The organism is Streptomyces orinoci, assembly GCF_003121295.1.
Lineage (GTDB): Bacteria > Actinomycetota > Actinomycetes > Streptomycetales > Streptomycetaceae > Streptomyces > Streptomyces orinoci.
In genome coordinates, this window is sequence record NZ_PHNC01000011.1 from 88677 (window position 1) to 103946 (window position 15270).

A 15270-nucleotide genomic window follows, 5' to 3' on the forward strand; every position below is an offset into this window, starting at 1 on the left:
GGTCAGGGCGCGACGTCGGGGCCGATGGCGGCCAGAGCGCAGTCGTGGGAGGGCCGGCACTGCACGGCCAGGGTCACGGCGCGGTCCTCGGCGCCGCTGCCGCCCTTGGTCCAGGCGATCTGCTGGGTGCCGGTGACGGTGACGTAGTAGAGGTACGCCTCGGTGATCGCCGACGGGTCGTCGGCCAGGGCCTGCTTGAAAGCGCTCGGGTAGTGGGCGTCGGTGACCTTGGCGGTGGCGTGCTGGGCGTTGTGGTGCATGCGCGACCACAGCACCGGGTCCGGGACCTGTCCGCTGACCGAGGGCCAGTCGGTGTACTTGGCCTCGGTGGTCATCCACGCCTGCATGCCGGCCAGTTCCTGGTCGCGGCTGGTGGTCCGGGTGTCGTAGGACCACAGCATCAGCGCGGCGGCCTTGGCGTAGGCGAGGGGATCACTGATCCGCGGCGGCCTGGGCACCGACCCCGTGCCGGAGGACGTCGGTGCCTGCGTGGGATCAGCGGAGGCGGTGGCGCTGTCGGTCGCGGACGGCGTGGTGCTGCCTTCGTGGCGTGGTCCATCGTTGCCGGTGAACCAGGCGGCGATGCTGGCGACGGCGAGCAGTGCGGTGATGGCGACGGCGACGAGAAGGACGCGGCGCTTGGTCGACCAGGTGGCGCCGTAGCCCGACAGGGAGGTGAAGGGGTTCGGCATTTAGTGGACCTGCGACCCCAGGGCGGAGAAGAAGGCCACGATGCCGTTGGCGGCGCCCAGGCCCAGGGCGGCGCCGGCGGCGACAACCGTGCCCTTTTTGCCGTTGGCTTCGGCCTGGTGGCCGCCGGTGTGGTGGCCCCAGGCCCACACACCCAGGGAGACGGCCAGGGCGCCGACCACGGCCACGATGCCGAAGAGGTTGATGGAGCTGACGACGTCCTTCAGGACGGACAGGCCCGGCAGGCCGCCTTCCTTGGGGCTGACGCCGGGGTCGTAGGCGAGGGTGACAGCGCGGGCTGCGAGAGACATGGCTATGGCGGAACTCCTTGCATGCCAAAGGCCGGTTACCGGCCTGGCGAAGGGCGGGAAGAAGAGAGGGAAGGCGGCGCTCGGCGCGCCACAGCCGACCGGGCCTGCCCGGCACGGGGGGCCCGGGCGGGCGACGGGCTAGGAGACGATCCGGCGCGCGGCCAGCACGTCCCAGTCCTTCAGGGGCTCGATCCGCACCGGCTTCGTCGTGCGCGGAGCGTTGATCACCAAACCCGACCCCATGTACATACCAACATGCTCGGGTGCGGCTGCGGTGCCGCGCGTGAACAGCAGGTCACCGGGCCTCAGGTCGCTCAGCGAGACCGGCTTGCCCTCGTTGACCTGGGTGTACGTGGTGCGGCTGAGAGTGACGCCGGCGTGGGCGTACGCCTGCTGCATCAGGGAGCTGCAGTCGCAGCGTCCCATCGGGTCGGGTCCGTGCGGGCTGGTGCAGTCACCGCCCCACTGATACAGCGTCCCGAGCTGGTGCATGGCCCAGTCCAGGGCGGTGCGGACCTTTTCCGGGGCGTCCTTGGGGATGGTGTAGCCGTTGGGCACGGTGCCCTCGGGGATGGTGCCCCACTGGGAGCCGTCGGCGCCGGTGGTGCAGCCGATGGCGGCCGTCTGCGTGGTGCTCGTGGTGGACGTGTTCTGCTGGGCGGTTTTGCCGTTGTTGGGGAGGGTTTTGACGATGGCTTCCTGCAGGGCGCGGGCGAGCGGTTCCCACTGCGCGTACGCGTCGGGGTATCCGGACGCCTGGACGGCCTGCGCGGCCTGGGTGACGGTCATCTGCTGCCAGCCGTGCACCTCAAGCAGCGCCTTGTAGAAGCGGGTTGAGGCGTAGACCGGGTCGCGGATCTGCTCGGGTGTGCCCCAGCCGCTGCTGGGGCGCTGCTGGAACAGCCCCAGCGAGTCACGGTCACCGTAGTTGAGGTTGCGCAGCCGGGATTCCTGCATGGCGGTGGCGAGCGCGATGACCTGGCCCTGGGCGGGCACGCCGAGCGAGATGCCGGTGGCGACGATGGTCTTGGCGTTGGGGATCTGCTCGTCGGGCAGTTCCAGGCCCTCGACGTGGACGTTCTTGGCGGAGCCCTTGCCGCCGAGGATCGCGGTCACCTGTTTGGCGACGGCGGCGGTGTCGATGGACGCGCCGGTGGCGCCGCATGAGGCGCTCTGGCCGGCGTCGCTGGCCGCCGCGGCCATGGCGGCGGTGCCGGCGAGAAGGAGGGGGGAGAGGATGACGACGCCGATACCGGCGGCGAGCGCCTTCAACCGCAGTGGCCCGGCCGCAGGTCAGCGTTTTCGGGCAGGGGCGGGTGGCGAGAGGTCATGGAGGGATGTCCTTCGGGTGTGAGGTCCGGCTGCCGCGTGGCGCAGGGCGGGTGGAAAGGGAGCGCGGCAGCCGGGGCGGGCGATCGGTGCGGGCCGGCGCCAGGCGAGTTGCCGCTCGCGTGACGGGGCCGATGGGGTGCGTCAGGTGTGCCGGGGCACGGGAGAACCTCCGCGGGCATGAGGGTGGGGGCGGGCCGGCGGCGGTGTGTGCGCCGGGCAGTTCCAAAACAGTAGGACCTAATTGGCGGTTGACCAAAAAGTGGGCGTGAGGGGTCGGAATTCGACCCCTCAGCCCGCTACTTCTTGGTCAGCGGCCAAATCGCCTCTACAGTTTTGGTATCTCCCCTCGCCCTCCCCCGGTGTGTTGGCCCTGGGCTTCTGCATGCCCACGTTTTCGGCCCCCGGTGGATTGCGTGCGCGATGGGATATCCATCTCCGCCTGTTCCCACCCGAATCGGGGTTCCTCTTTGCCTTTTTCCCTGCACCAGGGCGATGCCCTCAGCGTCCTCACGGGGCTGCCGGACGACTGCGTCGACTCCGTGATCACCGACCCGCCGTACAACAGCGGCGGCCGGACCGCGAAGGAGCGCACGACGCGCTCCGCGAAGCAGAAGTACACCTCCGCCGACGCCAAGCACACGCTGCCGGACTTCACCGGCGAGAACATGGACCAGAGGTCATACGGCTTCTTTTTGACCCAGATCATGACCGAAGCCCACCGGCTCACCAAGACCGGCGGTACGGCCCTGCTGTTCACGGACTGGCGTCAGTTGCCGATCACCACGGACGCGATCCAGGCGGCCGGCTGGCTGTGGCGGGGTGTGCTCGCCTGGCACAAGCCCCAGGCCCGGCCTCAGAAGGGCCGCTTCACCCAGAACTGCGAGTTCATCGTCTGGGCGTCGAAGGGCGCGATCGACGGCGACCGCAACCCGGTCTACCTGCCGGGCCTGTACTCCGCCTCGCAGCCCTCGGGTGCCCAGCGCCAGCACATCACCCAGAAGCCTGTTGAGGTGATGCGTGAGCTGGTCAAGATCGCCCCGCCCGGCGGCACGGTGCTCGACTTCTGTGCTGGTTCCGGCTCCACCGGCGTCGCCGCCCTGCTGGAGGGGCGGGACTTCATCGGCGTGGAGAAGACCAAGCACTACGCCTCGATCGCCGCCGACCGGCTCACGGCGACGGTCCGCGAAACCCTGACCCAGGACGACATGGGCCTGACGGCCTAAAGACGCCAACCGCCCCTTCCCGGCAGGTACTCGGGAACCTCGTCCCTGCCTGCTGTACCCGGTGCGTCGGTGCCCGCCTTCGCCAGGTGGGCCCTGGTGGCGGTGCATTCCGCTTTACGCCCTTCCCCAGTCCTTTAGGAGGCCAGATTTGCCTGAACCCGTAGAACCGCCCATCGAGGGGGAGTTGGAGCCGGTTCGTGTGCCGGACCCTCATCTTGAGGGCATCGAGGCGAGTGTGCGGCGGCTGATGGAGCAGTCCGCGCAGCAGGCCCGGCAGCTCGACCACCTCGCCTCCGCACCCAGCCCCGGCCCGTCGCCGTTCGCGGCGTTCGGCATGCCCGGGCTCGGCGGACCGCCCCCGGCTGCTTCGCCGGAGCCGCGTCCGATCCTGGAGCTGGAGGGCGAGGAGTACGAGGACGAACTCGACGCGCTTTCCGACTGGGTGGATGACTTCCTCCTGCCGGTCTACGGCGCGGAGGTCACCACGGCTGCGCCGTGGTGTCTGCAGTGGCAGGAGCACGACGACGTCGTGGCCTGGCTCCACGCCCTGTGGCTGGCCTACCAGCAGCACAAGGAGCCCGATGCCGGGCTGTCCGGTCTGTTCGTGTGGCACCGGGACTTCCTCACCCACGCCGTCGCGGCGATCCGCGCACCCGGCGGGCCGCTGTCGGCCTGCATGACCTCTCCGGACCGTCCCGCGCACCGGCTCCTGCCCGGTCCGCCGCCCTCGGCCCGCACCGAGAAGGCGAATGCGGCCGAGTCCGAGTCCGAGCCGTCCGGTCCCGGTAAGCCAGGCGAGATGACGTCATGAGCACCGGGCAGCCGGCCTTCGGCCTCAGCTTCGACCCCCGCGCCCTGACCGACCTGCTCCAGGCGCCCAGCGACATCCGCGACCTGACCCTTGCCTACCTGCAGGAAGTGGTCAACGCCCAACGGTTCGGGCTCCGGCTGACGGGGGATCTGGAGGGCTACCGCAAGCTGTTCGTGGACTCCCGCAAGGAGTGGCGCGTCGTCTACGGAGTGCGCCCGGCACCCGAGGCATCCACGCACCGCCAGGAGATCCACGTCATCGCGGTCAGGCCCCGTGCCCGCAACGACGTCTACGACACCGTCGGACGCCGCCTGGGGATGACCCGCCGCCCCCTCAGCGCCCGCACCCACGCAGCCCGCGCCCGCTCCCCGCAGCTGACGACCCGCACCCCGGTCCCGAGGCCGATCCCGCTGCCCTCCGCCATGCCGGGCCTGCCCCGCCCGGCAACGGCCCCCTCCCGCTCCCAAGTCCGCTGAGTTCAAGGAGGCACGCCTATGCCCCCTGACGCCGCGCCGGCATCAAGGCGGCGTGCGGTGTCCCCGCTCGATGACCGTATCGAGGCCGCCACCGGCCACGACGTCGACACCCTGTGGGCCTTCCGGGACCGCGGCGTCCTCGATGAGCCACACACCCGCCTGGTCGATCTGCACCGCGAACTCGCCCAGGCCGAAACCGGCGTCACCTTCCACCGAACCCTCTTGCACCGCCTGGCCAGTGGCGAATTCCCCGTCGACGCCGCGCTGTTCACGCGGATCGACCGCACGGTGGACCAGCTTCAGCAGGCCGCCGCTCAGCGCGATGCCGCCGCGCGACGGGTACTCGCCGCCCTGGAGCCCATCGAGGCCGCCGCCCGCACCCAACCGGTCGGCCGCGCAACCCCGATATCGGCTGCCGACCATGCGGTGCTGCTCACCATCGCCGGCGGCGCCAAGCTCTACGAGCATCTGCTCACGGGGCGAATGTCGGTGGTCACCGCCTCCGGCACCCGCATCCCGTACGCCGCTCTGCAGCGCCTGGAATCCGCCGGCCTCCTCTGCCGGGACACCAGTCATCCCGTCCACGCCGGCCAGCCGGTCACCCTGACCGAGATCGGCCGCGCCGCCCTGGTCGCCACCCGCCGCCCGAAAACCACCCAGGCGCCCAAGGCGGCGACCCGGCCGGGAGCCTGGCCGGCCACCCCCGCACACCGGCGCTGAACCGCGCCGGCTCCCCCTGTCGAAAGGCCCTATGTCCTCTACCGAACCGGCCACCACGGCCCCTGGGCGCATGCCCGAACTCGACGTCCGGCTCGATGGTTTCACCGCCGACGAGAAGACCACCGACGCGTTCTTCCACACGGTCGGATGGATCGAAGATGAGCTTGTTCCGCTGGCCGAGCACCACACCGCGGACGCCGCCCACAGCTTCTACGTCCTGCACGACCCCACAGCCACCCTTGACCACCCCGGTGTATCCCAGTACGCCGCCTTGCACATCCACCGGGACATGCAGGCGCGGACGTTCCGGTTCGAGCACGCCGTGCTTCCGCTGCCGGCGATGGCGCAGTCCTGGCTCATCCACCGCGGCTGCCCTCCGGACGCCATCGGGCTCGTTGCGGGGATGGGCCCGGCACCTGCGGATGAGGCGACGAGGGCACTGGAGCGGCGTCTGGCCGGGGACGGCGACCACTACGCGCTCGGCTACAGCTACACCAGCGACGACCCCGACGACATGGTCGTCCTCGCCGCCCTGCGCGCCCTCGATGAATGCGCCCCGTCTCCCTTCCGCGTGGTGGTTGAGGAGGTGGACACCGACGCGTGGACCTACACCCTGCGCGAAGGCGGCTTCGCCACGGCCGGACAAGCACTCCAATGGTGTGAGGACCGGCTCAGCGGCACGGCTGGCCCGCTGCCGCCGGTCAAACCTGCCGCGTCATCCGCCCGACCGGCTGCCGTCCCGATGAGCGGCATTTCGCGTCCTCCCGGCCGCTCGCGCTGAGCGCCAAAGCCGGTTGGGGCGGCGGAATATAGCCGACGATCGGCGGTTGGCCAAAAGCGCGATTCTCCGGATTCTTATACGGCCGCCGGGGCGACGCCCCGGCCGGCCTCCTTCACGCATTCCCTTTTCTTCTATGGAGGTTTTTTCCGCATGCGCGCAAACCGTATTGCGATATCCGCCGCGCTGCTCGGCGCCCTCGCGCTGCCGGTGGTCTCGGCGACCGCGGCGACGGCCGCACCGGCATCCGCCGTGAGCCGCGTTTCAGCTGACCGGCCGTGCGACCGGCCCGGCCCGTGGGTGATCGGCACGCAGGCCGTGACCATCCGCTCGAAGGCATCCGCCAAGTCCACCGCCGTCGGCGTGCTCTACCGCGGCCAGGGGTTCACCGTCCACAAGAGCAGCGGTGGCTGGCACTACATCACCGACAAGTCCACCGGCGTGACGGGCTGGGTGTCCGGCACCTACGTCTACCGCACCGTCTACATCTGCCTCGACTGACCGGCGCGCATCAGTAACAGGCTTGTGCAGCAGTCGAGTTCTGCGCCCGCTGGCGCACATTCCCTTCCCTTGAGCAACCGGGCCGTCGCGCCTGGCGGATAAGGAGTTCTCCTGTGTCCGATGACATCGAGGATGTCGTGGGCGTCCTCACCGAGCAGATCGAGGCGCGGTTCGCCATGAGTATGGGCGAGTTGAAGGCGGCGGTCGCCGTGGCACCGGCGGCCAACCCGGAGGCGACCGACGTCGTCAAGTGGCACGGGCTTCTCGTCGAGTCCCAGACGGTGCTGGAGCGCGCGGAAGACGAGCTGCTCGCCGCGCTTGAGACGCAGCCCAGCGAGGTCGACGACCCGACGATGGACCTGGCCCACCGGGTCAACGCGGCCGTCAGCGCGCGGGATGGGCGCGCCATGGTCGTGCGCTGGCTCCTCGACCCCGCCGCCCCCGGGAAGCAGGGGCTTGCCGCCGAGCGGCTCGCCCGCCTGGGCCGCGGCTCCCGCCAGGGCCCGGCGGTGCCCACCAGCCCGGCGATCCGACCCGCGACAGCAGCGACCCCGGTACCGGCAGCGCGAGGAGGGGTCCTGCGGTGAGTGTCCGCCACAAGCCCAGCACCCTGGACGGCCGGCTTCAGGAGATCTTCGACGCTCCGGTTGCCGAGCTGTACGACAGGGCGGCCGGTCCGGACGCTTCGGCTGCGGTGTCCCGTGCGATGGAGCTGCGCTCGTTCCTCGCCCTGGCCGAGGAGCAGGTTGCCCGGGTACGCGACCGTGTGCACGAGGCGATGGCGGCCGACCGCGACATGGACGAGCTGTCCGCCGACGACCTGCGGATGGACGCGCAGTGGCTGGATGCCGCGCTCGATGCCCGCGACGGCTACCGGGCCGCGCTCGATGACCTGCTGCGCCCGATGCCGCCTCCCGTCCACCAGCCGCAGCCTGTCCGAACGGCCCAGCAGTCCGTCACCACCACCCTGCCGCCTCCCGCCCTTGCCGCCCCGGCACCGCAGCGTGCCGGGGCGGTACGGGCCCGCCGACCGTGAAAGCCCCAGCCGATTGCCCCGCCTCATCTCCAGCGAGATAGCCGGACGGATTGAGGAGCTGTACGGCGCCCCGCTCGCCGTCCTCGAAGCCCACGCCCAGGGCCAGCCGCCCGGCATGCTCGCCGCCCTCCTCGCCGGCTACCACGACCTCGCCTTCGCCGAGCAGAGCGTCACCTTCCACCGCGAGCGCCTCGCTCAACTCGTCCACCCCGAACGGCAGATCGGCGCCCACGAGGTGTCCCACGTCCTCGAATGCGCCCGCCGGCTCGCCGAAGCGGTCGCCGTCCGCGACGCCCAGGCCAAGACCGTCTCCGCCGTTCTGAGCAGCCTTGGACGCGTCGAGGGGCCCGAGCCGTCACCTGCCCCCGCCTGCGTCGCCGCGCCGGCCGTACCCGCTCCGCCCGCTGTGGCTGCGAGCGCTGCTGCCGCCCGCTGACCTTCGGGCATCCCCCTTTCCCTCACATAGGAGTTCCTCCCTTGGCCCTCACTGCTCTGCCCCCCGACACCGAGGCTGACATCGCCCGGGTCACCGAGGCGCTCGCCATGATCACCCCGCGCTGGAACGTGCGGATCCTGCTGGCGCTTTCGGGCCGTCCGCTGCGCTACAGCGAGCTCGCGGGCAAGATCTCCTGGCTGCACAACGGCCAGCTGCACCCGAAGCTGCGGACGTTGTGCGATGCCGGCCTGGTGGAGCGCACCGAGCACTCCGCGCGGCACGTCACCTACGGCCACACCGAGCGTGCAACCGCGCTGCTGCCGGTCCTGCCGCTGATCGCCACGTGGGCTGAGGAGCACCTGGAGCAGCCCACGACGCCGCTGCCCGCCATCGAGCAGATCGAGGACAGCCTGACCCTGCTGACCCGGAGGCACGCCGCCGCGATTTTGTGGGTGCTCAAGGTCCGCGGGGAGGCCAGCGGCCGGACTCTGGCGAGGATCGTCATGCCCGGCAGCGACTGGACCAACATCTACCCGCCGCTGCGGCAGCTGGTGGCCGATGGCCTGGTCGACACCGACGGCATCGGTCGGCCCTACCGCCTGTCCGCGGCCGGGGAGGAGCTGGGGCCCGTCTTCGGGGCCTTGTCCGCGTGGTCCGCCGGGCAGCCCCTCGCGCAGGCCGCCCGGCACCCGGTCTGGGGCCGAGCCGACACCGCGCGGGCTCCGCGTAATTGGGTCAGCCACCCGGTGCGGCTGCCCGCCCCGCCGGTACTGCCGGCCCCGGTGCGAAGTGGCCCGGCCGCGCCACCGGCGTGGCAGCACCGCGAGTTGTTCTCCCACGCCGCCCCGGCGCGCCCGGCGGCGGCCCTCCTGGCGGGAGGTCCGCGCCGATGAACACCTCCCTGTCCACGGCCGAGGTCCGGCAGGTCTGCAACCGGTTGTCCTCGCCGGGCCTGATCCGCCTGATCACCGAGATCGACGACAACGGGCCCATCCCGCCGCGCGGACTTGCCCGCACCCTCGCCGATCTGACCGAGCACCACCTGCGGCAGGCCACCGACGTCGCCCGCGCCCTCGGCCTTGTCCGCATCCGGCCCGGCGCCGGGCTGGGCCTGACCACCTCCGGCGCGGAGCTGGCCGACGTCTACGACGCGATCGCCCGCTGGGCCCGGCGCCACGCCTACCCGGCACCGGTCGCGGACTTCACCGGCCGCATCCAGCACACCCTCGCCTTCCTGGCCGGAACTCCGGCGGCCGACCGCCTGCCCAGTGTCCAGGCGCTTGCGGACCTTGCCGGGACGCGCGAGGTGCTGAACCAGTGGCTGCAGGCCCACTGGCAGGCCGCCCGGCTCGCCGAGCTCGAGTTGGCTGCGTGAGGCGGCGCATCGCCCCCCGGCACGCACGCCGCCGTGCCCCGACCCTGCTGCGGGGCGTCTACCTGCCCCGCATGGCTGATGGTGCCGCGTTCGCGATGACGACCTACGGCATCCCCCTGCTGGTTCTAGCCACCACCGGGTCGGCGGCGCTGACGGGGCTGGCTTTCGCGCTGGAGTGGGTGCCCAGGCTCGCCGCGTTCACGGTGGCCGGCACGGTCGTCGACCGCCACGGGACCGGGCGCGTCTTCCGCGCCGCGTGCGCGGTCCGGGCCCTGATCGTCATGACCGCAGCGGTCGTGTTGACGGTGGTCGGTACGGCGGCGGCGGTGGCGACGGCCGCGGTGATGGTGCTCGCGGCACTGTCCGGTTTTGCCACCGAGTTCAGTTACGTCGCGGCCGAGACCGCCGGCGGCCAGGCCAGCCGGACGGCCGGAGCCAGGGCGCACCGGGTGCAGTCCGTCCTGCTGGGCATCGACCAGAGCGCGATGCTCGCCGGGCCCCTGATATCCGGCCTGCTGCTGCAGGCTGGCGGTCCGGCCGCGATGCTCATCACGCTCGCCGCCTTCTCCCTTCTTGCCGCCTGGCTCAGCCCCCGCCAGGGGGCCGTCCCGGGAGGCGAGGTGTCCAGGGAGGAGTCGGCGAGCGGGCTGCGGACGGGCTGGGCCACCTTGCGCTCGCTGCCGGCCCTTGCCTGGCTGGTCGGCGGCCTGGTCGTCTCCAACACCGCGGTGGGCCTGCTCCAGGCGGCTCTGCCGGTCATCGTGGTGGCCGAGCTGGGGCGCTCCAGCGCGGACGCCGGACTGATCTGGTCCGCAGCGGCTGTCGCTTCCCTGCTGGCCATCACCGCCGCACGGCAGGCGATCGACCGCTGGGGCCTGTGTCCGGTCGGCGCGGCATCCGCCGCCGTGGCCGCCGCAGCAACCCTCGCCCTCTCCCAAGCCCACAGCTACCGCGCGTATCTGCTGCTGGTAGCGGTGCTGATGGCCGGCGAAGGGGGATTGACGGTCGTCCTACGCACTCTGCGATCCCATCTGATCCCGCCCGAGGTGTTCGGCAGCACCCTGGCGGTGACGATCCTGCTGCTCCTGCTGCCCTTCCCCGCCGCCGGCCTGCTCGTCACCGCCGTGCCGCCCGCCCAGCTCGGGCACGCCGTCACCGCCGCCGCTCTCCTGCAGGCCCTCGGCCTCACGGCCGCCTTCGCCCGGCTGCGCACCCTGCCCGCACTTCCCGCCTGACCTCCCCGGTTTTGAAAAGGAGCCTTGACCGCTCATGTCCACGCTCACGCAGGACCGGCTGCCCGGCCGCGCCCTCCGCCTCGGGGACGGGCCCACGATCAGCGAGCAGTTCCACGCCTTCGACTCCCAACCCCCCTGGATATACCGCGACCTGGAGCGCCTGGTCGCCCAGCGCCTTGCGGCGGGAGCCAAACGGGTCGGGATGAAGGCGCTGTTCGAGGCCCTGCGCTGGCGCCACCCGCACGGCGTGAAGGGCCTGAACAACAACTACACCGCGCTGTACGCGAGGCGGCTGCTAGCCGAGCACCCGGAGTGGTCCTCAGCGATCGAACTGCGCCGCCGTCGCAGCCCGTGAACCTCCCTCATCAACCACTGCCATTTTTCACCTGATCCTTGAGGAGCACCCTTTTGTCCGACCGTCCCGTCGTCCTGGTCGTTGCTGCGGCCGACATGGAAGCCGAGGCGTATCGCGGCTACTGCCTGGAGAGTGTGGCTGCCGCCTACGACGTCGTCCTGATCACCGGCGAGGAGCCGTCGTGGGAGGTCCCGTACATCCGTGACTGCGTGGTCGTGCCCGATCCGACCGACCAGGCGGCGCTGTTCGCTGCAGGCCGCACCCTGGCCGACCGCTACGACCTGGCCGGGGTATTCACCTGGACCGAGTGGTACCTCGTCCCCGTCGCCCGCCTCGCTCGCCGGCTTGGCCTTCCCACCACCGCGCCGGAGGTGATGCAGGCGTGCCGCAACAAGGCCACCTCCCGGTCCCTGTTCGCCCGCCACGGGGTGCCCTCGGCCGCCTCGGTGAGCGTGCGCACCCTCCAGGAGGCTCAGGCGGCGGCCGAACAGATCGGGTATCCGGTCGTGCTCAAGCCGGCAAGCCACGCGGCCAGCATCGGCGTGATCCGCGTCGACACCCCCGAGCAGCTCGACGCGGCGTACGAGTTCGCCGACCGGGCGGCCGGACGGGGGCTGGAGAACCGAAGCGTGCTGGTCGAGGAGTACCTCGACGGGCCCGAAGTCTCGGTCGAATGCGTCACCCACCGCGGCCAGACCACCGTCGTCGCGGTCACCCGCAAGACGGTCAGTGCCCCGCCGTTCTTCGAGGAGCTGGCGCACTCGGTCGACGCCGCCGACCCGCTCGTCGATGTGGTCGCCCCCGTTGCGCGGGCCGCAATCCGCGCGCTCGGGATCACCGACGGCGTCAGCCACGTCGAGATGCGACTCGTGGACGGCCGGCCCCGGCTGGTGGAGGTCAACGGCCGCATCGCGGGCGACATGATCGGCCACCTGGTCCGCCTCGCCACCGGCATCGACCTGCCGCGCGCCGCCGCCGACATCGCCTGCGACCGCGCCCCCGACCTCACCCCGACCAGGTCCTCGGCCGCCGTGATCCACCTGCTCTACCCCGAGACCTCCGGCACCCTCACCGAGCTGCGCTTCGATGGTGCCCGCCCGCCGTGGCTGGAGCGCATCCACATCCAGCACCACCCCGGTGACCAGCTCCTGCTGCCGGCGGACGGCGGGGATATGTTCACCGCCCGGATCGGCTACCTGATCACCACCGGGCCCACCGGCGATCTGGCACGCGCCCGCGCCGAGCAGGCAGCCGGTTCCCTCACCATCCAGCTCACCCCTGCCGCCGGTAGGGGGCCGGACGCGTGAGGGGCACACCCGCGGCCGTACGGACCAGCCGTCGCCTGCTGACCGGGTATTTCGCCGGTCTCGGTGTGGTGATGGCGGTGTGGGGCGCCCGGATGCCGGCCGTCCAGCAGACCGCCCGCCTGAGCACCGCAGACCTGGCGCTGGTACTGCTGACCGCCGCGCTCGGCATGGTCACCGGCCTGCAGACCGGCGGCCGGCTGGCCCGGCCCGACCGTCTTCCTGCTCTGCTGACCACCGGCGCCGTCGCCCTGTCCGGGTGCCTTGCCCTGCTGGGCCAGTGCCGTACCCTGGCCGCCCTGCTGGTGGCGGCATGGGCCTTCGGGATCGCCCACGGGGTGGCGGACGTGGCCGCCAACTCGGCTGCCGTGCGCTGCCAGAACGCCGCCGGCCGGCCGATCATGTCCGGCCTGCACGCCGCCTACTCCCTCGGTGCGCTCGGCGGCGCCGCCTTGGCCGCCGCCACCGCCCACACCCCGCACCACACCCTGTTCCTCATCACCGGCGTGTTCCTCGCCGGCCTTGCCCTCGCCGCGACTCCGGTAACCCGCTCCCTCAGCGGGACCGATCAGGTCCCGGTGTCGCCCGTGGCGCAACCGGTGCTCTCCGCAAGGACGTTGTGCCTGCTGGGCGCGCTGGCCGCCGCCAGCCTGCTGGCGGAGGGGGCGGCAGCCGACTGGGCCGCGGTCCACCTGCACCACCTGGGCGCCCCTGCAGCCGTGAGCGCTGCCGCGTTCGCCCTCTACAGCGCGGCCATGGCGGCCGGACGCCTGAGCGGCGACCGCCTCACCCAAGCCTTCAGCGCTCCTGCCATCGTCCGTGCCGGCGCGCTCCTGGCGGCGGCCGGGCTCACCACCGGTGTCCTGGCCGCCACGGTGCCGCTGGCGCTGGCCGGCTGGACGGCCCTGGGCCTTGGCCTGTCCATCACCGTCCCCTGCCTGATCACCGCCGCCGGAGTCGGGGGCCCCAGGGCCGTGGCCACGGTCGCCGCCCTCGGCTACCTCGGCCTGCTCGCCGGCCCCGCCCTCATCGGCGCCCTGGCCAGCATCACCACCCTGCCCACCGCGCTGCTGCTGCCCGCCCTGCTCGCAGCCGCCGTCGCCGCCCTGGCCCACCGAGCCCTGGAGCACCCCGCCCCTTGAACCCGAACACCGCGCACCCCGGCCTCGATGCCGTGATCCTCGACTACAACGGCGTCATCGGCCTGCAGCCCACGACCGGCCAGTGGTGTCACCTCGCCCGCACCGCGGCCTGGCCCACCGAGGACCTCACCGCCTTCCAGACCGCCTTCTGGAGTGCCCGAGAGCCCTACGACGCAGGCCAGTTGAGCGACCTGGCGTACTGGGCCCGTGTCCTCGATCACCATCCGAGCCCGCGGATGCTGCGCGAACTGCGCGCCGCCGACACCGCCATGTGGACCACCACCGACGACCACGTCGTCGCTGTCCTGCGCCGCGCCCACCAGGCAGGACTGCCAATGGTGTTGCTGTCCAACGCACCCGGCCACCTCAGCGACGTCCTCGACACCCACCCCTGGCGCCGCCTGATGACCCAGGCCCTGTACTCGGCCCGGCTTGAGGCATGCAAACCCGACCCGGCCACCTACCGGCACGCACTGGCCTCCACCGGCGCCGTCGACCCGCAGCGCGTGCTGTTCGTCGATGACCGGGCGGACAACTGCCACGCCGCCCGCCGCCTGGGCCTGCGCACGCTCCACTACACCGGCCGGCCCGCCGATCTGGACGCAGCACTGTTGCCCACCGGCTGACCCACCCCACGCCCGACACCATTTTTGAGGAGCCGCGTGCTCTCCCACGATGACCTTTCCTCCATCGACGGGGACGTCTACGTCTCCCCGCGCTATCTCGCCGGCACCACCGGAATCGGCGACCCCGCCCTCGCCCCGCTGCTGGACCTGGGCTGGAGTCTGGACCACGACGACCTCCACAACGCCTACCTGAACTCCCCCGACGGCACCGTCCGCCTGGGCTACCTGCCAGAAGGCGAGGACGACGGCCTGTGGCGCATCAACGCCTACAAGGACCCGTTTGCCGCGCCGAGTTGGGGAGTGTGCTTCAACGACTCCTGTCCGACGGAATTCGTCACCGCGTTCACCACCGCCCTCGCCGAGGCGTACCAGCAGGGCCCAGATGCCTATCTCGCCGAGCCGGAGGCGGGCAGCGCGGACCGCGACCCGTTCCTCGCCGTCGTCGTCCCCCTCATCAGCCGCGGCTGGCAGATCGACCACCCCCGCTGGGCGTCCTCGCGATCCACGCGCCCGACGGCCACGCAGGGCTGGAGTTCACCACCGGACGCCTCGATCCGGAAGCCGAGCTGACCACCCGCGACGCCCGCTGGCAGCTGTGGGCCGGCACCAGCATCGACCGTCCCGCCTGGTACGCCACCGCCAGCACCAACACCCTCATAGCGCTGCTCACCGCCGTCACCGAATGCGTATCCGACCCCGCACCGCTACCGCGGTGGCGAGAGGCAACCTTCAGCTACGTCAAGGGCATGGCCCAGCTCACCCCCATCGCCCCGCCACGCCCGGCGACCCCGACACCGCTGGATGTCCAGCGCGCTACCGCCCGCCGACCGGCCGCCCTGACCACCACCGCCAGCGTCCCACGCTGGAGCACCACCAGCCGCCCGACTGTGCCAGGCCCGCGCCGCTGACCCCGGGACAC

The 15270-nt window shown here is 71.8% G+C and carries 19 protein-coding genes and 1 pseudogene; 17 read left to right on the top strand and 3 right to left on the bottom strand.

Annotated elements, in window-relative coordinates:
* Positions 1 to 2: 2 nt before the first annotated feature.
* The 3 genes from CV755_RS09040 to CV755_RS09050 all read right to left on the bottom strand — a co-directional run bounded on the left by CV755_RS09040 (position 3) and on the right by CV755_RS09050 (position 2273).
* Positions 3 to 692: a hypothetical protein gene (locus CV755_RS09040; RefSeq protein ID WP_109279652.1), complete on the bottom strand. Its 690-nt coding sequence runs from the start codon at positions 690 to 692 to the stop codon at positions 3 to 5.
* Positions 693 to 1001: a DUF6112 family protein gene (locus tag CV755_RS09045; RefSeq protein WP_422070524.1), complete on the bottom strand. Its 309-nt coding sequence runs from the start codon at positions 999 to 1001 to the stop codon at positions 693 to 695.
* Between the two features lie 138 nt (positions 1002 to 1139).
* Positions 1140 to 2273 carry a C40 family peptidase gene (locus CV755_RS09050; protein ID WP_109279654.1) on the bottom strand — a complete coding sequence of 378 codons (1134 nt, stop codon included), beginning with the start codon at positions 2271 to 2273 and terminating at the stop codon, positions 1140 to 1142.
* Between the two features lie 527 nt (positions 2274 to 2800).
* Here CV755_RS09050 and CV755_RS09055 point away from each other — a divergent pair.
* From CV755_RS09055 to CV755_RS09135, 17 genes and pseudogenes are all read left to right on the top strand, one after another.
* A complete protein-coding gene (locus CV755_RS09055; protein WP_109279655.1) occupies positions 2801 to 3556 on the top strand; it encodes a DNA-methyltransferase in 756 nt (251 codons plus the stop codon).
* Positions 3557 to 3803: 247 nt separating this feature from the next.
* Positions 3804 to 4367, top strand: a complete 564-nt coding sequence (locus tag CV755_RS09060; protein WP_161968640.1) for a DUF4913 domain-containing protein — start codon at positions 3804 to 3806, stop codon at positions 4365 to 4367.
* The gene (locus tag CV755_RS09065; protein WP_109279656.1) at positions 4364 to 4843 is read left to right on the top strand and encodes a hypothetical protein; all 480 of its coding nucleotides are present in this window, start codon (positions 4364 to 4366) and stop codon (positions 4841 to 4843) included. Before CV755_RS09060 ends, CV755_RS09065 begins: the two co-directional genes overlap by 4 nt.
* Before the next feature lie 18 nt (positions 4844 to 4861).
* Positions 4862 to 5563 (top strand): hypothetical protein, encoded by a 702-nt coding sequence (locus tag CV755_RS09070; RefSeq protein WP_109279657.1) that lies wholly within the window; start codon positions 4862 to 4864, stop codon positions 5561 to 5563.
* A gap of 70 nt (positions 5564 to 5633) precedes the next feature.
* On the top strand, positions 5634 to 6344 hold the full coding sequence (locus tag CV755_RS09075) for a hypothetical protein (protein ID WP_241561070.1): 711 nt from the start codon (positions 5634 to 5636) through the stop codon (positions 6342 to 6344).
* Between the two features lie 150 nt (positions 6345 to 6494).
* A complete protein-coding gene (locus CV755_RS09080) occupies positions 6495 to 6842 on the top strand; it encodes an SH3 domain-containing protein (protein WP_193553378.1) in 348 nt (115 codons plus the stop codon).
* A 113-nt stretch (positions 6843 to 6955) separates the two neighbouring features.
* The gene (locus tag CV755_RS09085) at positions 6956 to 7429 is read left to right on the top strand and encodes a hypothetical protein (RefSeq protein WP_109279659.1); all 474 of its coding nucleotides are present in this window, start codon (positions 6956 to 6958) and stop codon (positions 7427 to 7429) included.
* Complete coding sequence (locus CV755_RS09090) at positions 7426 to 7878, top strand: hypothetical protein (RefSeq protein ID WP_109279660.1); 453 nt, start codon at positions 7426 to 7428, stop codon at positions 7876 to 7878. Before CV755_RS09085 ends, CV755_RS09090 begins: the two co-directional genes overlap by 4 nt.
* A gap of 13 nt (positions 7879 to 7891) precedes the next feature.
* Complete coding sequence (locus CV755_RS09095; RefSeq protein WP_109279759.1) at positions 7892 to 8314, top strand: hypothetical protein; 423 nt, start codon at positions 7892 to 7894, stop codon at positions 8312 to 8314.
* A 41-nt stretch (positions 8315 to 8355) separates the two neighbouring features.
* Positions 8356 to 9207 (top strand): winged helix-turn-helix transcriptional regulator, encoded by an 852-nt coding sequence (locus CV755_RS09100; RefSeq protein WP_109279661.1) that lies wholly within the window; start codon positions 8356 to 8358, stop codon positions 9205 to 9207.
* Positions 9204 to 9689, top strand: a complete 486-nt coding sequence (locus CV755_RS09105) for a hypothetical protein (protein WP_109279662.1) — start codon at positions 9204 to 9206, stop codon at positions 9687 to 9689. Before CV755_RS09100 ends, CV755_RS09105 begins: the two co-directional genes overlap by 4 nt.
* A 71-nt stretch (positions 9690 to 9760) precedes the next feature.
* Positions 9761 to 10924: an MFS transporter gene (locus CV755_RS09110; RefSeq protein ID WP_193553379.1), complete on the top strand. Its 1164-nt coding sequence runs from the start codon at positions 9761 to 9763 to the stop codon at positions 10922 to 10924.
* Between the two features lie 34 nt (positions 10925 to 10958).
* Positions 10959 to 11279 (top strand): hypothetical protein, encoded by a 321-nt coding sequence (locus tag CV755_RS09115; protein ID WP_109279664.1) that lies wholly within the window; start codon positions 10959 to 10961, stop codon positions 11277 to 11279.
* A 95-nt stretch (positions 11280 to 11374) separates the two neighbouring features.
* Positions 11375 to 12586, top strand: a complete 1212-nt coding sequence (locus CV755_RS09120) for an ATP-grasp domain-containing protein (protein ID WP_109279760.1) — start codon at positions 11375 to 11377, stop codon at positions 12584 to 12586.
* Complete coding sequence (locus CV755_RS09125) at positions 12583 to 13725, top strand: MFS transporter (RefSeq protein WP_109279665.1); 1143 nt, start codon at positions 12583 to 12585, stop codon at positions 13723 to 13725. The genes CV755_RS09120 and CV755_RS09125 overlap by 4 nt, the downstream gene beginning before the upstream one ends.
* On the top strand, positions 13722 to 14351 hold the full coding sequence (locus CV755_RS09130; RefSeq protein ID WP_109279666.1) for an HAD family hydrolase: 630 nt from the start codon (positions 13722 to 13724) through the stop codon (positions 14349 to 14351). The genes CV755_RS09125 and CV755_RS09130 overlap by 4 nt, the downstream gene beginning before the upstream one ends.
* A 36-nt stretch (positions 14352 to 14387) precedes the next feature.
* Positions 14388 to 15259: pseudogene (locus CV755_RS09135) on the top strand (SPDY domain-containing protein).
* Positions 15260 to 15270 lie beyond the last annotated feature (11 nt).